This is a genomic window from Terribacillus saccharophilus (assembly GCF_046592895.1).
Lineage (GTDB): Bacteria > Bacillota > Bacilli > Bacillales > Amphibacillaceae > Terribacillus > Terribacillus saccharophilus_D.
This window is the reverse complement of the sequence record NZ_JAWVPU010000002.1, coordinates 855,657-876,033: the sequence shown is the minus strand read 5'-3', so window position 1 is coordinate 876,033 and position 20,377 is coordinate 855,657. Positions and strand designations below refer to the sequence as shown.

General features: G+C 47.7%; 20 protein-coding genes. 19 read left to right on the top strand and 1 reads right to left on the bottom strand.

Annotated elements, in window-relative coordinates:
* Nucleotides 1-60 precede the first annotated feature (60 nt).
* From SFC66_RS10205 to spoVM, 15 genes are all read left to right on the top strand, one after another.
* On the top strand, nucleotides 61-2,703 hold the full coding sequence (locus SFC66_RS10205) for a cation-translocating P-type ATPase (RefSeq protein ID WP_411218575.1): 2,643 nt from the start codon (nucleotides 61-63) through the stop codon (nucleotides 2,701-2,703).
* 114 nt (nucleotides 2,704-2,817) lie between these two features.
* Nucleotides 2,818-3,696 (top strand): YicC/YloC family endoribonuclease, encoded by an 879-nt coding sequence (locus tag SFC66_RS10200; protein WP_411218574.1) that lies wholly within the window; start codon nucleotides 2,818-2,820, stop codon nucleotides 3,694-3,696.
* Nucleotides 3,697-3,952: 256 nt separating this feature from the next.
* On the top strand, nucleotides 3,953-4,213 hold the full coding sequence (gene remA, locus SFC66_RS10195; RefSeq protein ID WP_411218573.1) for an extracellular matrix/biofilm regulator RemA: 261 nt from the start codon (nucleotides 3,953-3,955) through the stop codon (nucleotides 4,211-4,213).
* 14 nt (nucleotides 4,214-4,227) lie between these two features.
* Nucleotides 4,228-4,842: a guanylate kinase gene (gmk, locus tag SFC66_RS10190; protein WP_411218572.1), complete on the top strand. Its 615-nt coding sequence runs from the start codon at nucleotides 4,228-4,230 to the stop codon at nucleotides 4,840-4,842.
* Between the two features lies 1 nt (nucleotide 4,843).
* Entirely contained in the window at nucleotides 4,844-5,041 is a 198-nt protein-coding gene (rpoZ, locus tag SFC66_RS10185) for a DNA-directed RNA polymerase subunit omega (protein WP_095214652.1), read from the top strand.
* Between the two features lie 99 nt (nucleotides 5,042-5,140).
* Nucleotides 5,141-6,349 (top strand): bifunctional phosphopantothenoylcysteine decarboxylase/phosphopantothenate--cysteine ligase CoaBC, encoded by a 1,209-nt coding sequence (gene coaBC, locus SFC66_RS10180; RefSeq protein WP_411218571.1) that lies wholly within the window; start codon nucleotides 5,141-5,143, stop codon nucleotides 6,347-6,349.
* Nucleotides 6,346-8,748, top strand: a complete 2,403-nt coding sequence (priA, locus tag SFC66_RS10175) for a primosomal protein N' (RefSeq protein WP_411218570.1) — start codon at nucleotides 6,346-6,348, stop codon at nucleotides 8,746-8,748. The genes coaBC and priA overlap by 4 nt, the downstream gene beginning before the upstream one ends.
* A gap of 17 nt (nucleotides 8,749-8,765) precedes the next feature.
* Nucleotides 8,766-9,716 carry a methionyl-tRNA formyltransferase gene (gene fmt, locus SFC66_RS10170; RefSeq protein WP_411218569.1) on the top strand — a complete coding sequence of 317 codons (951 nt, stop codon included), beginning with the start codon at nucleotides 8,766-8,768 and terminating at the stop codon, nucleotides 9,714-9,716.
* Nucleotides 9,703-11,046, top strand: a complete 1,344-nt coding sequence (gene rsmB / locus SFC66_RS10165) for a 16S rRNA (cytosine(967)-C(5))-methyltransferase RsmB (protein ID WP_411218568.1) — start codon at nucleotides 9,703-9,705, stop codon at nucleotides 11,044-11,046. The genes fmt and rsmB overlap by 14 nt, the downstream gene beginning before the upstream one ends.
* A 63-nt stretch (nucleotides 11,047-11,109) precedes the next feature.
* Entirely contained in the window at nucleotides 11,110-11,865 is a 756-nt protein-coding gene (locus SFC66_RS10160) for a Stp1/IreP family PP2C-type Ser/Thr phosphatase (RefSeq protein ID WP_411218737.1), read from the top strand.
* A 1-nt stretch (nucleotide 11,866) separates the two neighbouring features.
* Nucleotides 11,867-13,870, top strand: coding sequence for a Stk1 family PASTA domain-containing Ser/Thr kinase (gene pknB / locus SFC66_RS10155; protein ID WP_411218567.1), 2,004 nt, complete (start codon nucleotides 11,867-11,869; stop codon nucleotides 13,868-13,870).
* Nucleotides 13,871-14,755 (top strand): ribosome small subunit-dependent GTPase A, encoded by an 885-nt coding sequence (gene rsgA, locus SFC66_RS10150; RefSeq protein ID WP_411218566.1) that lies wholly within the window; start codon nucleotides 13,871-13,873, stop codon nucleotides 14,753-14,755.
* Between the two features lie 2 nt (nucleotides 14,756-14,757).
* Nucleotides 14,758-15,411, top strand: a complete 654-nt coding sequence (rpe, locus tag SFC66_RS10145; RefSeq protein WP_411218565.1) for a ribulose-phosphate 3-epimerase — start codon at nucleotides 14,758-14,760, stop codon at nucleotides 15,409-15,411.
* A 3-nt stretch (nucleotides 15,412-15,414) separates the two neighbouring features.
* Nucleotides 15,415-16,059, top strand: coding sequence for a thiamine diphosphokinase (locus SFC66_RS10140; RefSeq protein WP_411218564.1), 645 nt, complete (start codon nucleotides 15,415-15,417; stop codon nucleotides 16,057-16,059).
* A complete protein-coding gene (gene spoVM, locus SFC66_RS10135; protein ID WP_411218563.1) occupies nucleotides 16,052-16,186 on the top strand; it encodes a stage V sporulation protein SpoVM in 135 nt (44 codons plus the stop codon). The genes SFC66_RS10140 and spoVM overlap by 8 nt, the downstream gene beginning before the upstream one ends.
* 81 nt (nucleotides 16,187-16,267) lie before the next feature.
* Here spoVM and rpmB read toward each other — a convergent pair whose 3' ends face one another.
* The gene (gene rpmB, locus SFC66_RS10130) at nucleotides 16,268-16,456 is read right to left on the bottom strand and encodes a 50S ribosomal protein L28 (RefSeq protein ID WP_038560076.1); all 189 of its coding nucleotides are present in this window, start codon (nucleotides 16,454-16,456) and stop codon (nucleotides 16,268-16,270) included.
* A gap of 218 nt (nucleotides 16,457-16,674) precedes the next feature.
* On the opposite strand from rpmB, the gene SFC66_RS10125 reads away from it, so the two are divergent.
* The 4 genes from SFC66_RS10125 to sdaAA all read left to right on the top strand — a co-directional run bounded on the left by SFC66_RS10125 (nucleotide 16,675) and on the right by sdaAA (nucleotide 20,372).
* Nucleotides 16,675-17,037 (top strand): Asp23/Gls24 family envelope stress response protein, encoded by a 363-nt coding sequence (locus SFC66_RS10125; RefSeq protein ID WP_411218562.1) that lies wholly within the window; start codon nucleotides 16,675-16,677, stop codon nucleotides 17,035-17,037.
* Between the two features lie 30 nt (nucleotides 17,038-17,067).
* Nucleotides 17,068-18,714 (top strand): DAK2 domain-containing protein, encoded by a 1,647-nt coding sequence (locus SFC66_RS10120; RefSeq protein WP_411218561.1) that lies wholly within the window; start codon nucleotides 17,068-17,070, stop codon nucleotides 18,712-18,714.
* A 96-nt stretch (nucleotides 18,715-18,810) separates the two neighbouring features.
* Complete coding sequence (sdaAB, locus tag SFC66_RS10115; protein ID WP_411218560.1) at nucleotides 18,811-19,473, top strand: L-serine ammonia-lyase, iron-sulfur-dependent subunit beta; 663 nt, start codon at nucleotides 18,811-18,813, stop codon at nucleotides 19,471-19,473.
* Between the two features lie 14 nt (nucleotides 19,474-19,487).
* Entirely contained in the window at nucleotides 19,488-20,372 is an 885-nt protein-coding gene (sdaAA, locus tag SFC66_RS10110; RefSeq protein WP_411218559.1) for an L-serine ammonia-lyase, iron-sulfur-dependent, subunit alpha, read from the top strand.
* Nucleotides 20,373-20,377 lie beyond the last annotated feature (5 nt).

Sequence of the window (20,377 nt, the reverse complement as noted above, 5' to 3'; positions counted from 1 at the left end):
GCATTTTATCGGACAAGCACGCATACATTTACTTTAGAAATAAGGGTGGAGGTATGCAATGTGCGATGGTATCAGATTTCAGCAGAAGAAACAGCAAAACAAACAAATTCCGATCCAAATAAGGGCCTTAGCACAAAGGAAGTGCAGCAGCGGCTGAAGCGGGATGGAAGAAATGAATGGAAAGAGGAGAAGAGTGTTTCCCAGCTTGCGCTTTTTTTCGGCCAATTCAAGGATTTCATGGTGCTTGTTTTGCTTGCTGCAACAGTCGTGTCAGGATTGCTTGGGGAATATATCGATAGTATTGCCATCTTGCTGATTGTCGTGCTGAATGCGCTCATCGGCTTTTTTCAGGAGCGGAATGCCGAGAAATCACTCAGCAAGCTAAAAGAATTGAATGCACCGATGGCACGGGTGCTGCGTGATGGGCAGTGGTCGAGAATTTCGTCAGCGGAGCTTGTTGCGGGCGATATCGTGTCATTGTCTGCAGGTGACAGGGTTCCTGCCGATTTGCGCTTGATACGTGTCACAAGTCTCGAAACGGAAGAGTCAGCACTGACCGGCGAATCACTGCCGGTAGCCAAAGTGACAGAGAAACTTGATGCCGATCAGCTTGGACCTCAGGATCAGCAAAACATTGCCTTCATGAGTTCCCTTGTCACAAGAGGGAGCGGCACCGGCATTGTCATCGGCACCGGCTCCAACACAGTTGTCGGCCAGATTGCCGAGCTGCTTGTCGATACGAAACGAAAGCAGACACCGCTTGAAAAAAGACTCGAGAAGCTTGGGAAGATCCTGATTGTGATTGCCTTGCTCCTGACAGCTTTGACCGTTTTGGCGGGTGTTTACAGGGGCAATCCTATATATGAGATGCTGATTGCCGGTGTATCACTTGCGGTAGCTGTCATCCCGGAAGGTCTCCCGGCAATCGTGACTGTTGCCCTTTCCCTCGGTGTTCAGCGGATGATCAAGCAAAAAGCGATCGTCAGACGACTGTCTGCCGTCGAAACACTAGGATCAGCCACAGTTATCTGTTCAGATAAAACCGGAACACTGACAGAAAATCAAATGACAGTCAAAGAAATTTACCTTGATGGTAAAACCTATACAGTTACCGGAGATGGCTATGATCCTTCCGGAGGTTTCTTCCGGGATGGACATGATGCCAAAGAAGAATCACTGCACGAATTCCTTCGTTATGGAGTGCTCTCGAGTCATGCCAAGGTATTTCGTAAAAAGAAGCGCTGGATGATCGATGGCGACCCGACAGAAGGCGCCTTGGTCGTTGCAGCCAAAAAAGCAGGGATCGAGGAAGAAAAGCTCTCGGGCTACGACATCTTGCACGAAATACCATTCGATTCTAAGCGCAAACGGATGACAGTCCTGGTTAGGACGCCTGATGGCAAACAGATTGCCATCACCAAAGGAGCACCGGACGTCTTAATCGAAAAAGCAGCCTTTCTGGGAATAGATAAAAAGCTGCTTGCTGCCAAGGATAAGCAGAATTTATATGAAGCTGTCGATCAGATGGCGGCTAAAGCGCTTCGGACGATTGCAATCTGTATCCGCCAATTCCCGGCTGGATATGATCCTAAAGAAGATGAGCTGGAAAAAGATATGAGTTTCATCGGACTCAATGGACTGATCGACCCACCGCGTAAAGAAGCAAAAGATGCAATCATCGACTGCCGAAAAGCTGGGATCAAAACAATCATGATCACGGGTGACCATGTAAAGACGGCCACTGCGATTGCCAATATGCTGCATATCCTGCCGCCAGCTGGCAGAGCGGTGGAAGGCAAGGAACTGGACCATATGTCAAATGAAGAACTGGAGTCAGAGGTCGACCGCATGTATGTGTTCGCGCGTGTCACGCCAGAACACAAGCTCCGGATTGTACAAGCACTGCAAAAAGCCGGACATATCGTAGCGATGACAGGTGATGGTGTCAACGATGCGCCGGCAATCAAAGCGAGTGATATCGGCATCAGCATGGGTGTGACTGGGACGGATGTTGCGAAAGAAGCAAGCGGACTTGTATTGATGGATGATAACTTTGCCACCATCAAAGCAGCCATCAAGGAAGGCCGGACCATCTATTCGAATATAAGGAAGTTTGTACGCTATTTGCTGGCATCCAATGTAGGGGAAATCTTGGTGATGCTGTTTGCCATGATCCTTGCACTGCCGATGCCGCTCGTTCCGATTCAGATATTATGGGTCAATTTGGTGACAGATGGTCTGCCTGCCATTGCACTCGGTATGGATAAAGCAGAAGATGAAGTGATGAAGCAGAAACCGCGTCATCCGAACGAAGGCATATTCGCCAGGGGACTCGGCACAAAGATCGTAACCCGCGGAATTCTGATCGGATCCGTGACGATCATCGCTTTTATGCTGATGTATATGGGAAATCCGGACAGGCTCGTTTATGCCCAGACTACCGCTTTCGCAACACTCGTCATGGCACAACTGATTCACGTCTTTGACTGCCGCAGCGAGAAATCGGTATTTGCCCGCAACCCATTCGGCAATATGTGGCTCATAGGCGCCGTTATATCGTCACTCGTGTTACTTCTTGCTGTCATATATGTCGGGCCGCTACAGCCGATCTTCCATACGACAGACTTGATCATGAGAGACTGGCTGCTGATACTGGGGCTTAGTGCGATACCGACCGTGCTGTTTGGATTTTTAAAGAAATGATGGTGTAAAGCATGCTGCCTAGTGCAGTGTGCTTTTTCTTTTTGGAATCCTGTAACACGACAAACAACCTCCATTCTGATACACTGTGACTACTACAAAGCCGGAGGGATCAGCTTGACGAAAAGTATGACAGGATACGGAAGCGGTACGGCATCTGAAAGCAATCTGACAGTGACGGCAGAACTGAAGAGTGTCAACTCCCGCTATTTGGATATGAAGTTCAGGCTGCCAAAAGCTGCTGTTTTTCTGGAATCAGCTGTCAAGGAGAAAATCCAGCAAGCTGTCAGCAGAGGAAAACTGGAATTGACGGTGGACCTGGATGGCGGTGCTTTGCGAAAACGCGAAATATCCATTGATTGGGAATTAGCCGAGGCATATATGGATAAGCTGAAAGCATTACGGACGGCATTTGATCTTCAAGGTGATATCGATTTGGATACATTGCTTGCACAATCTTCCGATATCCTTGTCGAGGATGCGCAGCCGGAGCTTTTGGAACTTCCTGATTTAGTCGATCGAGCGCTGCAAGAAGCATTGGCATCCTTCCTGCAAATGCGATTGACAGAAGGAGCTGCTTTGGCAAGAGACATCAGGGTAAGAATGACTGCCATCAGGGCGATGCTGAAAGAATTGGCAGCTTTGCGGCCGCAAGTGATGGAAGCTTATAAACAGCGTATCAAAGACAGAGTCATAAGCTACGTAGCTGGTGAACTGCCGGAAACCAGCCGTCTGTATCAGGAAATAGCGCTATTGGCTGAAAAGGGAGACATAACCGAAGAAATCACCCGCTTGGAAAGCCATTTGGATCAGCTTGCCAGGAATTTGGACAAAGATGTGCCAGTCGGCAGGACATGCGATTTCATCCTGCAGGAAATGCAGCGGGAAGTGAATACGATCGGTTCGAAGTCGACGGATTCCTCCATCAGTATAATCGCTGTCAATTTGAAATCGGAGCTGGAGAAAATAAAAGAGCAAGTGCAAAATATAGAATAGTGTTGAGTTTATGAATGACTATACTTATAATGTATAAGATAGCCATCAAACAAATAAGATATTTATTTTGATGATTGCTGTTAAGTAAAATAAGATATATTTATCTTAACGATATCCATCAAATGAAATAAAATATATTTATTTTGATGATAAAGGTAAAATAATTATAATCATCCCTCTTTCCGATAAGAGAGATCATTATAATTATTTTGCAGCGCCAGTCAAACGAGCAGTACAGCAAGAAGGGAGAAGCAGTATGAGTCTGAAATTGATTAATATTGGGTTCGGGAATGTCGTTTCTGCAACCAGGATCATCTCGATCGTTTCTCCTGAATCGGCTCCCATCAAGCGGATCATCACGGTTGCCCGTGAGGCGGATAAGCTGGTGGATGCTACATATGGTCGGCGAACAAGAGCTGTCATCATCACAGATAGTGATCACGTCATCCTTTCGGCCGTACAGCCAGAGACGGTGGGGCAGCGTGTCCTGCGTGACGATGAACTATCCGAGGAATAGCTAGGAGGAAGCACATGATTGAACAGAAGGGAATCCTTTTCATCCTGTCCGGACCTTCCGGTGTCGGAAAAGGGACAGTGAGGAAGGCATTATTCGAACAGGACACACATCTTCGGTACTCCATCAGCATGACGACGAGGAATATGCGGCCGGGTGAACAAGATGCCGTGGACTATTTCTATAAATCGAAAGAAGAATTCGAGAATCTGATCCAACAGAATAAGCTCTTGGAATATGCGAAATATGTGGATAACTATTATGGTACGCCGCGTGATTATGTGGAAGAAACATTGGAAGCAGGACATGATGTCTTTCTCGAGATCGAGGTGCAAGGTGCGCTGCAGGTCAAAGAAAACTTCCCGCAAGGTGTTTTCATTTTCCTCATCCCGCCAAGCCTTGAGGAATTGAAGAATCGTATCGTCGGCCGCGGGACAGAGACGCCGGATCTTGTGAAGAATCGTCTGAATGCTGCCCGGGACGAGATCGAGATGATGGATGCTTATGATTATGTCGTCGTCAATGATCAGCTTGATCATGCCGTGTCGAAGATCCAGTCCATCGTTCAGAGTGAGCATTGCAAGCGCGAACGTGTTGCAAAAGAATATAAGAAAGCATTGGAGGTTAATTGATATGATGCTAGAACCGTCTATTGATAAACTACAGGAAAAAATCAATTCGAAATACACTTTGGTCACTTTGTCGTCACAGCGTGCACGTCAGCTGCAAGAGACAAAAACAACGAAGATTGCAAACCCGAAATCACATAAGTATGTTGGTATCGCGCTGGAGGAAATTCAAGCTGACCAATTGGAATATACAGAAGAATAAAAGGTGAGGATGCCAGGTGCATCCGATGGAGATGCCCTCGCGATGGTGAACACCAAGCGGGGGTTTCTTTCTTATTGTCCATATGGAGGGGGAAGCAAAATGAATTTAGCTGGAAAAACAATCTGTCTTGGTGTTTCCGGAGGAATCGCTGCGTATAAGGCGTGTGCACTGACAAGCAAGCTGACACAAAAAGGTGCAGATGTTCATGTGATCATGACGAAACATGCTGCGGAGTTTGTGTCACCGTTGACGTTCCAGGCTTTATCCCGAAATCCCGTATATACTGATACTTTTGATGAAAAGCATCCGGAGAAAATCGCCCATATCGATTTGGCTGATAAAGCGGACTTATTCCTGTTGGCACCGACCACAGCCAACTTGATTGGTAAACTTGCAAATGGGATAGCCGATGATATGCTGACTACCACACTGCTGGCGACAGAAGCACCTGTTTATATTGCTCCTGCGATGAATGTACATATGTATGCGCATCCTGCTGTGATTCGCAATATGCAGCAGCTCGATGATTGGGGTTATCATTTCATTGAACCAGAAGCAGGCTACCTGGCATGCGGCTATGTCGGAAAAGGCAGGCTGGAAGAACCCGAATCCATCATTCGGATTCTGGAACAAAGAGCAGAATCCGTGCGAGATCTAACAGGACAGCATGTGCTGGTTACTGCCGGACCGACGCAGGAAACCGTCGATCCTGTCCGATTCTTCACAAATCATTCTTCAGGTAAGATGGGATATGCCCTCGCGGAAGCGGCAGCTGATCGCGGAGCAGATGTGACGCTTGTGAGCGGACCGACACAGCTTCCTCTCCCAAGAGGCGTGAAGCGGATTGATGTGAAGAGTGCAGAAGATATGCTCCAGGCAGTGCTCACTGCATTCGATCATCAGGATATCGTCATAAAAGCGGCCGCTGTTGCCGATTACCGACCTGCGCAAACGTTTGATAGCAAACTGAAGAAAAAAGATGGCGGCTTGACGATCGAACTGGAACGCACGACCGATATATTGCAGACACTCGGACAGCGCAAGCAGCATCAGTTTCTCGTCGGCTTTGCTGCAGAAACGAATGATGCAGTTGCATATGGAAGAGGAAAGCTTGAACGAAAGCGTCTGGATGCCATTTGCGTCAATACGGTCGGACAAGCAGGCGGCGGGTTTCAATCTGACAACAATGAAGTGATTTACTTGAATAAAGAAGGCAAGGAAAAGCATCTTCCTTCTGCAGCAAAGAAACAAATTGCAAATCAGATCCTGGATGAAATCATCTTGGACATGGAGGCTGACAGAAAATGAACATCGCGAAGGTTGTTGTCGACGTCCCGGCGAGTCAGACCGACCGCGTGTATGATTATCTGATTCCTGAAAGCATGATTCAGGTGCTGCAGCCTGGGATGCGCGTTATCGTACCATTTGGGAATCGCCGCATCATGGGATTCATATTGGAAATCGGTAGCGCTGCGGAAGTGGACAAACTGAAAGAAATACAAGAGACGATGGATTTACTTCCGGCACTGACTCCTGAATTGCTCGATTTGGGCGTGTGGATGGGGGAGCAGACGTTGAGCTTCCATATCACGGCATTGCAGGCGATGCTGCCGCAAGCCATGAAAGCAAAGTACAAGAAGATGCTTATCCAGACTGGTGATGTACCGGATACACTGCAGCCGCTATTCCAGGAAACAAACACAGCCAGTTATGAACAATTCGAACATAGCGGTGTTTCGTTATCCACACTTCAGCAAGCAATCAAAGCTGGTCAGATCGAGATGCATTATCAAGTCAACTCCAAGGAAACGAAAAAAACGATCCGCATGGTTGACATAAACAAGTCTGCAGAAGAACTTCAGGAAGCACTTGGACAAGTGAATGCCCGGGCGATGAAGCAAAGGTCGTTGCTTGAACATTTCATCGAGGAGCCAAGTCCGATTCCCCAAAAGCAGCTGCTTGATATGTATGAAACAACTTCTTCTACATTAAAGCCATTGCTCGAAGCAGGATTCCTGCACGCTTATGATAAAGAAGTGCTGCGAGATCCTTATGAAGATAGGCAGATTGAACGGACACAGCCACTGCAGCTTTCCGATTCACAAGCGGAAGCGCTGCGGCCAATACTGAACAGCATCGAAATTGATCGTCATGAAGTGTTCTTGCTGCATGGTGTAACGGGCAGCGGAAAGACAGAAGTATATTTGCAAGCCATCCAACAAGTGCTGGAGAAAGGGCAGGAAGCCATTGTGCTTGTACCTGAAATCGCGCTTACGCCGCAAACAGTCAATCGCTTTAAAGGGAGATTCGGTTCAGAAGTAGCTGTTCTCCACAGCGCTTTATCGACTGGGGAAAAATACGATGAGTGGCGGAAAATCCAACGTAAACAGGTGAAAGTTGCTGTCGGCGCAAGATCCGCCATTTTTGCTCCTTTTGAAAATGTTGGTATCATCATCATCGATGAAGAGCATGAAACAAGCTACAAGCAAGAAGATCATCCGAAATATCATGCCAGGGACATTGCTATTTTCCGCGGAAAGTACCACAATGCGCCCATCGTCTTAGGCAGCGCGACGCCATCGCTTGAATCGTTTGCCAGAGCGGAAAAAGGTGTCTATCATATGCTGGAGCTGCCGGAACGTGTGAACCAGGCGGCGATGCCGGATTATCAAATCATCGACATGCGGGATGAGCTGCATGCCGGCAATCGCTCGATCTTTTCGCGGGAACTTTTGGAGCAGATGAAAGAGCGGCTTTTGAGAAAGGAACAAACGGTATTGTTCCTGAACCGCCGCGGCTACAGCACTTTTGTCATGTGCCGTGATTGCGGTCATACTGTCGAATGTCCTCATTGTGATATAACACTGACGTATCATCGAAGCAGCGAACAGCTCAAATGCCACTATTGCGGCTATGAAGAGCCACTTCCTTCCATCTGCCCCGAATGCGAAAGCGATACGATCCGTTATTTTGGAACAGGAACACAAAAAGTAGAGGAAGCACTCACACAGCTGCTTCCGGAAGCGCGTGTCATTCGAATGGATGTCGATACAACGAGAAGAAAAGGCTCGCACGAAAAGCTGCTTGGTGCATTCGGTCGAGGCGAAGCTGATATCCTGCTCGGTACCCAGATGATCGCCAAGGGACTGGACTTTGAGAAAGTGACGCTCGTTGGTGTCCTGGCTGCGGACTCGATGCTGCATCTGCCGGATTTCCGGGCTGCAGAAAAAACGTTCCAGCTGCTGACGCAGGTAAGCGGGCGGGCAGGACGGCATAGTTTGCCTGGTGAAGTCATCATCCAGACGTACTCGCCTGAACATTATAGTGTCGAACTCGCAGCAGCAGGCGATTACCGGCCGTTTTTCGAGACGGAAATGCGGACGCGCCGTGCCTTTCAATATCCGCCCTATTATTATCTGGCACTGATGACGATAAGCCATCAGAACCAAGTGAAGGCGATGCAGACGACACAAACGATCGTCCAGCTGCTGCAAAAGCATTTGTCCGACCAAGTGCGGATACTTGGCCCGACCCCATCACCTTTGGCGCGGATCAAAGATAGATATCGCTTCCAGTGCATGGTAAAATACAAAAACGAACCGAATCTTCGTGATGTGATCAGGAGGATACTCCACCATTACGAAGACGCACGGAAAAAAGAAGATTTGCAAATACATGTTGATTTACAGCCGTATTCGCTCATGTAGGAAAGGAGCTTATTAGAATGAAACGTATCGTATTCATGGGTACACCGGATTTTGCGGTGCCCGTACTTAAACAGCTGACAGAGGAGGAGTGCGAGGTGGTGCTTGTCGTCACCCAGCCGGACCGCCCGAAAGGACGCAAGCGCATCCTGACCAGCTCACCCGTGAAAGAGGAAGCCCTCAAGCACGGAATTCCGGTTTATCAGCCGGAGAAAATCAAGGAAAGCTATGAAGAAATCTTCTCCTATGAGCCTGATTTGATCGTAACGGCTGCATTTGGACAAATACTGCCAAAAGCGCTGCTGGATTATCCGCAATATGGCTGTATCAACGTACATGCCAGTCTGCTGCCGGAATTGCGTGGCGGAGCGCCGATTCATTACGCCATCCAGCAAGGAAAAGCCGAAACTGGCGTAACGATCATGTATATGGTGGAAAAACTGGATGCCGGCGATATGCTGCTGCAGCGCTCCGTTCCGATTACAATGGAAGACCATGTCGGGACGATGCACGATAAACTAGCAGTTCTTGGCGCGGAAATGGTGCACGATATCCTGCCTGACATTTTTGATCGTTCCGTGACTCCAATCCAGCAGGAGGAAGACAAAGTAACATTTGCCCCGACAATCAAACGGGAACAAGAAGTGATTGATTGGAACCGTACGAACTGGGAAGTATTCAATCATATCCGTGGCATGCACCCTTGGCCAGTAGCCTTCACGACATATAAAGATAAGCCTTTCAAGATTTGGTGGAGCGAACTGCTGGATCAAAAGTACGACGGCGAACCAGGAAGCATCGCTGCGATCGAGTCGGATGGCATCATCGTTGTCTGCGGAAACAATACAGCAGTCAAATTGACTCAAGTACAGCCGGCGGGTAAGAAACAAATGACAGCAGCAGACTATCTGCGCGGTGTCGGCAAAGACATGCAAGCTGGAGAAAGGCTGGGCCAGCATGAAGAAGTATGAACTGCGTGACACAGCCGTCACATTGCTGACACGCATCGGAGACCAAGGCGGCTACAGTCATTTGCTGCTTGACCAGACAATCCGTAATAAAGGTTTTGACAGCAGGGATTCTGGCTTGCTGACTGAAATCGTTTATGGGACATTATCTTATAAACTGACATTGGAGTATTTTCTCCGTCAATTTGTTTCGAAGAAATTGGAATCATGGGCGAAGTGGCTGTTATTATCCGCGTTTTATCAAATGTACGTATTGGACCGGGTACCTGATCATGCCGTCATCCATGAATCGGTGGAAATCGCTAAACAGCGCGGACATAAAGGTATAGCTTCACTTGTGAATGCCGTTCTTCGCAATGCACAGCGAAAAGGGTTCCCTAAGCTGGATAGCATAGAAGATCCAGCAGAGCGTATTTCTTTGGAAACAAGTCACCCGAAATGGCTTGTGGAACGCTGGATTGAGCAATACGGCGAGAACACCGCACGTGAAATGTGTACAGTGAATCAAGTGGAGAAGCCGATCGCAGTACGTGTACAGCCGATGCTTGCGACGCGTGAGGAAGCGATGGAGGAACTGGAGTCCCAAGGATTCACTGTCCGTGCTTCCGCTATCAATCCGCAAGGCATCATCATTGAAGAAGGCAATATCCTGAAAAGTGATCTGTTCCTTTCCAATCAAGTGACCGTCCAAGATCAAACAAGCATGCTTGCTGGTCAAATGGTGGATGCAGCACCTGGTATGACTGTATTGGATGCGTGCAGCGCACCTGGTGGGAAAACGACGCATATCGCGGAGACGATGGAAAATGAAGGCAAGCTGTACGCGTATGATCTGCATGCGAAAAAAGCGAAACAAGTGCAGCAAAAAGCAGAAAAGCTCAAACTGACGATCATTGAAGCCAATCAGGCGGATGCGCGCAACCTGCAGGAGAAACATGATCTTGAAAGTTTCGACCGTATCTTGCTAGATGCACCGTGCTCGGGATTAGGCGTGCTAAGAGGCAAACCTGATATCAAGTACCACAAAACGGAACAGGATGTCCTGTCACTTGCTTCGATTCAGGCAGATTTACTGGAAGAAGTGGCTCCGCTCCTGAAAAAAGACGGAAAACTTGTCTACAGTACGTGTACAGTGGATCAAGCGGAAAATGAACAGGTCGTCCGTGCCTTTTTGGAGAAGCATCCTGAATTCGAGGTCGATCCCGAGTTTAACAACGACCTTCCGGAAGTGGTGCGGCATGCACCAGGATTGACGGATGCAGGACTGCAAGTTTTTCCACAGGATTTCGATACCGATGGCTTTTTCCTTGTCCGACTTGTTAGAAAAGGATAAAAAATGTGGTAGGATGAATTTGGAGCAGCAAACAGAATGCAAATAGATGATGAGGTGAAGAGCGTGAGAGGTTTTTTCATTACTGACCGCGGGCAAATCAGAAGTCACAATGAAGATGCAGGCGGTGTTTTCTCTAATTCCAATGCACAATATCTAGCAGTGATTGCAGATGGCATGGGCGGCCACAAAGCCGGCGATGTGGCCAGTCAGCTGGCAATTTCCCATTTGCGCAGCTGGTGGGAAACCGCTGCAGTCTTCGATTCACCGCAGCAGACCGAAGAAGCTATCAAGCAGGCAATCAAGGATGTCAATACAAGCGTGTATGGAGCATCGCAGGAAAGTGAAGAATTGTCAGGGATGGGGACGACAGTCGTCGCTGCCGTTTGCACGGATGATTTTGTCACCATTGCCCATATTGGCGACAGCCGCTGCTATTTGCTCAATGAAGAAGGATTCAAACAAGTGACGGAGGACCATTCCCTTGTGAATGAACTGGTCCGCTCTGGAGAAATAACAGAACAGGATGCCGAGCATCATCCCCGAAAAAATGTCCTGCTGCGCGCCCTTGGCACAGATCAGGATGTGGAGATGGACTTGGTATCGATCACCTGGGAAGCCGGGGATCGCCTGTTATTATGTTCGGATGGACTATCCAATAAAATCGATAAGCAAGAGCTTTTGCAATACCTCACATCCGGAGAAGAAATCGAACATATCGCAGCTCGTCTTGTGACGATTGCCAATGAACGTGGCGGAGAAGATAATATATCCCTGATCATCGCCGATTTGGCTGATACACCTGTCCGGGAGGGTGCATAGCATGCTCGAAGGACGTACGCTGAATGAACGGTATGAAATACACCGTCTGATCGGCGGAGGCGGTATGGCAAATGTCTATCTGGGTCAAGATATCATCCTCGATCGCGAAGTCGCCATTAAAGTCCTGAAACTGGAATATGCCAACGATGATGAATTCATCGCCAGATTCCACCGGGAAGCCCATGCGGCTACCAGTCTTTCTCACCCGAATATCGTCACCATCTATGATGTAGGCGATGAAGATGGCATCTACTATATGATCATGGAATATGTCAGCGGCATGACATTGAAGCAATACATACACACACATGGTTCCATCGTTGTACCTGATACAGTCGATATCATGAAACAAGTCACTTCGGCAATATCCCATGCCCATGCGAACGGAATCGTCCACCGCGACATCAAACCGCAGAATATATTGATTGATGATTTTGGTAAAGTGAAGGTGACCGACTTCGGAATTGCGACAGCCTTGAGCGCGACGTCGCTGACACAGACGAATGCCATGCTTGGCTCTGTCCACTATTTGTCCCCGGAACAAGCTCGGGGAGGTACAGCAACAAAGAAATCGGATGTGTATTCGCTTGGTATCGTCATGTTCGAATTGCTTACCGGACGCCTGCCTTTCTCTGGTGAATCTGCAGTGAGCATCGCTTTGAAGCATTTGCAAACCGAGACACCATCCGTCAGACGCTGGGCTGGCGATATTCCGCAAAGTGTGGAAAACATCGTCTTGAAGGCAACGACGAAGGATCCTTTTTATCGTTATATGAGCACTTACGATATGGAAGCAGATTTGGAAACATGCCAAGATCCAGCCAGGGCAGCTGAGCCGCGCTTCACACCGCCAAAGGATGACGGGGAAACGACAAAAGCAATTCCGATCATTTCAGAAAAAGATCTGAATAAAGCATCATTGGCAGATACGATCGTACACAACGGTCAGACGAACCCGCCGAAGCAAACAGAACAACCAAAACCGAAAAAGAAGAAAAAACGCTGGAAAGTCCTGTTATGGCTGACGGTCATCATTGTATTGCTGGCAGGAGCCGGAGTGGGTCTTGTTCTTGCGACTGCGCCGAAAGAAGTCACCATGATCGATGTCACTGGGGAATCATATGCAGATGCCGTTGATAAGCTATCCGACTTGGATTTGCATGTGAAACGTGAAGCGACGGCATCTGAGTCTGTCGAAGAAGGGAATGTGGTGAAAACCGACCCTACAGCAGGCAGTGCCATCAAAGAAGGCAGCAGTGTCACGGTTTACACGAGCATCGGCAAAGAAAAGGAAGATTTTGATGATTACGAGGGCGAAACATTCTCCGAAGTGGAAAAATCACTCGATGCTAAAGGATATAAGAATGTCCGCTCATATGAAGAGTTTTCGGATGAGCCGGTAGGTACGATCATCTCTCAAATCCAGCCTCAAGCGGGCACCAAGGTTGTTCCGGAAGATACAACCGTCATCTTTGAAGTCAGCAAAGGACCGGAAGCAGTGACGCTGACCGATCTTTCAGGAATGTCAGAAGAAAAAGCACAAACGTATCTGGATAAGAACAACCTGAACGGCAATTTCATCGAGCAGCCATCCGATGAAGTCGATGAGGGTGTCGTCATCCGGCATGAACCAGGGGCAGGCCAATCGATCGAAGATAATGGCAGTGTCGATGTGTACGTCTCGACTGGTCCGGAAAACCTGCCTCCCGCAACACATACTGTGACATTCACAGTTCCTTATGAACCGGCTGAGGAACAAGCGAGTGAAGAAGAAACAACAGAAGAGGGGCAGGACGAACCTGCCCCACAAAAGGTGCAAATATATGTCGGGGATGCTGATCATGATGTAACGGAGCTTTATGATGAACGCGAGATTACCGAAGATGAGGAAATTTCGCTGACACTCAGCATTCCAGCAGGCGGAGAAGCCGAATACCGCGTATTGCGGGATGATGAAGTTTATCTGGAAAAAACGGTACCGTATGAAGACAGGGAAGGTGAATAAATGCCATCAGGTAAGATTATGAAAGCACTGAGTGGGTTTTATTATGTGCTTTCAGATGACGGAGAGACCTACCAATGCCGCGGCAGAGGGGTCTTTCGCAAACAAAAGATAACCCCGCTTGTCGGTGATGAAGTGGAATTCGAAGCAGAGACAAAGCAAGAAGGATATGTCTTGGATGTGCTTCCCCGAAAGAATGAGCTTGTCAGGCCGCCAATCGCCAATATCGATCAGGCCATCATCGTAACATCGGCAGCTCAGCCCGATTTCAGTACAGCATTGCTTGACCGATTCCTGGTATTGGTTGAATCAAAGCATATCGAGCCAGTGATTTTCATCACGAAAATGGACATGCTGTCAGCAGATCAGATGGATAAAATAGAAGCCTTTAAAGCGGATTATCAGCGGATCGGCTATTCGGTCGAAATGCTATCTTCCAAAGAAGAAACGAATCTGGAGCAAGTGCAGCTGCATATGAAAGATAAGATTTCGGTCATTGCAGGTCAATCAGGTGTCGGAAAGTCTTCGATGCTGAATGCAATCGATCCGCGCCTCGACCTGGAAACGAATGAAATATCCGAAAGTCTTGGACGCGGGCGTCATACGACAAGGCATGTGGAGCTCATACCGATCGGCGGCGGTCTTGTAGCGGATACGCCGGGATTCAGTTCACTGGAGTTCACCGAACTGGAAGCCGAAGAGCTGCCTTCTTGCTTCCCTGAATTCAGGAAGCGCGAAGAAGACTGTAAATTCAGAGGCTGTATGCATCATAAGGAACCTAAATGCGCGGTGAAACAAGCGGTTGAATCTGGGGATATCCCAGAATACCGTTACACGCACTATCTGCAGTTCCTGGAGGAAATCAAATCGAGAAAGCCGAGGTATTAATCATGACAAAAATCGCACCATCTATCCTTTCAGCAGACTTCGCCAATTTGGCAAATGAAATAAGGGATGTAGAAAACGGCGGAGCCGATTACATCCATGTCGATGTGATGGACGGTCATTTCGTCCCGAACATCACAATCGGTCCCCTGATCGTAGAGGCGATTCGTCCAGTGACAAAACTACCTCTTGATGTCCATTTGATGATTGAAAATCCAGAACGATATATCGGATCGTTCGTCAATGCAGGAGCCGATATCATCACCGTACATCAGGAAGCTTGTGTTCATTTGCACCGGACGATCATGATGATCAAAGAACAAGGCGCAAAAGCTGGTGTCGTATTGAATCCAGCCACTCCAGTCAGCTTGATCGAAGAAATCTTGCCTGAGGTGGATATGGTATTGTTGATGACAGTGAACCCAGGCTTTGGCGGTCAGCGTTTCATTCCTTCCGTACTGAAGAAAGTGGAAGAGCTGTCACGACTTCGCGAAGCATTGGAACTTGATTTTGAAATCGAGATCGATGGCGGTGTGAATATCGAAACAGCTGGATTATGTACTGCGGCAGGAGCGGATGTGCTTGTTGCAGGAAGCGCTGTTTATAATCAGGAAGATCGGGCTGCAGCAATTGCAGCAATCCGGAAAGCGGCGGAATGATCTATGAGTGACAAGCTTAGTATCGGGCTTGTTGGCGGTGCGGGCAGCCTGCCGGATTTACTTGCTGAAAAGCATGATATATGGGTTGGAGCGGATGCCGGTGCGAAAGCACTGGCATCTGCTGGTATCCGGATGAAGCTGGCAGTCGGGGATTTTGATTCTGTATCGGAAGAAGATATCGTGCTGATCCGTCAATATGCAGATGAAGTGATCATGTTCCCCCCGGAAAAGGATGAAACAGATCTTGAATTGGCTATTCGCTATGCAGAAGGATACGGTGCGCATGTTGTATCGGTGTATGGCGTCACCGGCGGAAGACTCGATCATGAATTGATCAACATCCAAATGCTTTACCGCCTGCTCGACACTTTTGAACAAGCCGTCATCATCGACAGGCAAAATGATATCCGCATGAACCGTCCGGGCACATACCATATCGAACAAGATCATACATACCGTTATGTATCATTTCTTTCCTTCTCTGAGCAAGTTACTGGTCTAACTTTGACTGGCTTTAAATATCCTTTAACAGATGCTTCTATCCATTGGGGTGAAACATTGTCCATCTCCAATGAGCTTGTTGCACAAACTGGTACTTATTCATTCGCTTCAGGCATAGTAATAATGATAAAGAGCAAGGATGTTTAAAAGCTACAGCGTCAGGCTGCTCAGGAAAAAGGAGGAAGAGGATCTTATGAAATTCTATACCTTTAAACTCCCGAGGTTCATCGGTGGCTTCGTCCGTGTCCTTATCGGAACGTTTAAAAAAGACTAGCACAAAAAAAGCACTCCTTTTGCAAGGGTGCTTTTTTTGTCGCATGCGAATGCTACCATAAAAGTATTTTAGAAATGCTATTTATACGCGTTCGATGTTACCTTTTTTAAGCGCACGAGCTGAAACGTAAACTTTTTTAGGTTTACCATCAACAAGGATGCGAACTTTTTGAACGTTTGCTTTCCAAGTACGTTTATTAGCGTTCATGGCATGAGAACGAGCATTACCAGAACGAGTAGTACGTCCTGTGATTACACATTTGCGTCCCATGTTATCCCTCCTAATATGACGAGTAGTTTGTAACACTAAACAAATTTATCACAACTTGGCACGTAATGCAATAATCTAACAAAAATATATCAAGAAAAATTACTTGACAGTATTCTGTTTAGCTGGCATTGTAAAAAGGGCTAATTTTAATCCGCTTTCAAATGGAGCTTCCATATAGTATAGTAGGAGTAGATTTGAGAAGTGTTAGGAGGAGCCGTATGACCCTTCATCTGAATACAGAAGACGGAAATATCACGATCGCCACGGATGTGATCGCAACATTGGCTGGAAGCGCCGCAGTAAAATGCTATGGCATCGTCGGTATGGCTTCCAAACATCAATTACGTGACGGCATAGCAGAAATTCTCCGCAGGGAAAACTACTCGAAAGGGATAGTCGTGACCCAAGCGGACAACAAAGTCCAGATCGACTTGCATATCATTGTGAGTTATGGAACGAAAATATCCGAGGTTGCACATAATGTGCAGTCCCAAGTGAAATATACATTGGATCGGGCATTGGGCGTACTGACGAGCTCTGTGAACATTTATATACAAGGCGTCAGTGTTTCTGCAGACTAGAATAGCCGGCAGATTTAAGGAGGAAACAGTTTGAGTGTTGGAAATGTGGATGGAAAGACATTTGCAGGGATGCTGCTGACTGGTGCACATCACTTGGCCAATAACGCCAAGACGATCGATGCATTGAATGTATTCCCTGTGCCAGATGGTGATACAGGAACAAACATGAACTTGACGATGACGTCTGGGGCGAAGGCTGTCCAGGATACCGACAGCGAAGAAGTCGGTGTGCTTGCAGCAGCCTTTGCCAAAGGTTTGCTGATGGGAGCAAGAGGAAACTCCGGGGTCATTCTCTCTCAGCTTTTCCGAGGCTTTGCCAAAGCTCTGGAAGGAAATGAAGATTTGACTGCCGGAAAGCTTGCCAGTGCACTCGATGCTGGTGTCAATACAGCTTATAAAGCAGTGATGAAACCAGTCGAAGGAACGATCTTGACGGTTGCGAAAGATAGCGCAGCTGCAGCAGTCGAGAAATCGAAAACGGAAGCTGACCCAGTTGAGTTGTTTAAATACGTCGTGGAATCAGCCAAGCAAAGTTTGAGCCGTACACCTGAACTGCTGCCGGTTTTGAAAGAAGTCGGTGTCGTGGATAGCGGCGGCCAAGGTCTGGTGACGGTTTATGAAGGTTTCCTTGCTGCGATGACAGGGGAAGAACTGCCAGCGGAAGTACAGCATGGCAAGATGGAGAATCTTGTGAGTGCAGAACATCATAAGCAGGCGCAGGACTTTTTGGACACAGCTGATATCACGTATGGCTATTGCACGGAATTCATGGTCAAATTCGAAGCGGACAAGCTGAAAGAGAATCCATTCGATGAACAAGCTTATCGCCAAGAATTGGACGGGCGTGGTGATTCCTTGCTTGTGGTTGCCGATGAGGATGTCGTGAAGGTGCATATCCACACGGAATATCCAGGTGAGGTAATGACTTACAGTCAAAATTACGGCAGCTTGATCAATATGAAGATTGAAAATATGCGCGAACAGCATCAAGCCATCGTAGGAAAAAAGGAAAAGCAACAACGCAATCAGCATGCAATTGTGACAGTTGCCATGGGTGATGGTGTAAAGGCACTGTTTGAAAGCTTGGGCGCAACAATCGTCATTTCAGGCGGTCAAACAATGAACCCTAGCACACAAGACATTGCCGATGCCATCAAAGCAGCAAACGCTGATGCTGTATATATTCTGCCTAATAATAAAAATATCATCATGGCAGCACAGCAGGCTGCTGAAATGGCGGAGGTACAGGCTTTTGTCGTTCCGACGAAAACGATACCGCAGGGTATGCGCTCTTTGCTTGCATTTGACTCCTCGCATGCTGCAAAAGCCAATCAAGAGGCGATGACGGATGCGATTTCTCAAGTGAAGTCCGGTCAAATCACGCATGCAGTCCGTGACACAACAATTGAAGGTGTCGAGATCAAAGAAGGTCAATACCTTGCCATATTGGAAGGCAAGATCATCACCACTGCTTCAGAAGCCGAAGAGGCACTTGAACTTTTGCTTGAGCAAATGGTAACGGATGAAGATGAATTGATTACAGTCATCCGCGGGGAAGATGCGGAATCTGCTGATGATAGATTGGAAAGTTTTGTGGAAGATAAATTCCCGGAAGCGGAACTGGAAATCCATGAAGGAAATCAGCCTGTTTATACGTACTTGATCGCAGTCGAATAAGAATGGGGAAAGCTCCTTGGCGGGAGCTTTTTTCATTGCTTACAGTAGGAACATATGTGTGATGCATGATAAAATGAAGATAGAAGGAGTGAGCGTATGAAATATCAATCCGTATTTGATATCATCGGACCGGTCATGGTCGGCCCATCCAGTTCACATACAGCTGGTGCCGCTCGTATCGGCCGTGCAGCAAGACTTATCTTCGGGAAAGAGCCGACTTGGGCCACCATCCATTTGTATGGCTCGTTTGCAAAAACGTATCGAGGCCATGGCACCGATTTGGCGATTGTCGGTGGTCTGCTTGGTTACGATACCGATGATGATCGAATCAGGTTCGCACTGGAAACAGCAAAAAAACAAAATATGAAAATAGAATTCATTGAAGATACAGCAGCTACAGAACATCCGAACACAGCAAGGGTGAAGCTTGGGACGAATGACAGCAGCATGGAGCTTGTCGGAATCTCAATCGGCGGCGGTAAAGTGGAAATCACCGAGCTGAACGGTTTCGAACTGCGGATGTCGGGAAACAAGCCTGCCATTTTGATCATGCACAATGATCGTTTTGGTGCTATTGCTTCGGTTACGCAGATTTTGGCACAGCATGAAATCAATATAGCGCATATGGAAGTATCTCGAAAAGATGTCGGAAAAGATGCGCTGATGGTGATCGAGACGGATCAAAATGTGGAAGATGACGTGATGCTTGTTTTGGAAAAAGCAGCACATATCAACCGCGTATCCCGATTGATGAATTAATAGGAGGAATTTTTATGTTTCGCAATGTAGCGGAATTGATTGAACAAGCAAATGCAGACAGCATTTCCATATCAGAGGTCATGATTCGGCAGGAGATGGATATCCATCAGCGTTCCCGTGAAGAAGTCATGGGTCAGATGGAGAGAAACCTGCAAATCATGGAAGAAGCAGTGGAACGCGGGTTGAAGGGAGTAACATCCCATTCAGGATTGACCGGAAATGATGCTGTCTTGCTTCAGCAATATATGGCAAAGGGTAATACCTTATCGGGAAATCTATTATTGGATGCAGTAAGTAAAGCTGTTGCGACCAATGAAGTGAACGCTGCGATGGGGATGATTTGTGCAACACCAACTGCAGGAAGTGCCGGCTGCGTGCCGGGAGCGTTATTTGCTGTCAAAGAAAGGCTGCATCCGACACGCGAACAAATGATCCGCTTCTTGTTTACAGCAGGTGCTTTTGGCTTCGTTGTAGCCAATAATGCATCGATCAGCGGCGCTGAAGGCGGCTGTCAGGCTGAAGTTGGCTCTGCGGCTGCGATGGCCAGTGCAGCGGTGGTGGAGATGGCTGGCGGCAGTCCGGAGCAAAGTGCTGAAGCGTTTGCGATAACGCTGAAAAACATGCTTGGACTTGTATGTGATCCAGTCGCTGGTTTGGTGGAAGTGCCGTGCATCAAAAGAAACGCAGCAGGAGCTTCCAATGCGATCGTATCTGCTGACATGGCGCTGGCAGGCATCACAAGCAGGATCCCTTGTGATGAGGTGATCGGCGCGATGTACCGGATCGGTAAGAGTATGCCATCCTCCCTTCGTGAAACAGCGGAGGGCGGTCTGGCTGCAACGCCGACCGGGCGCCGACTTGCGGATATGATATATGGCATAACAAAAGGAAAAGAGTGAGAGAT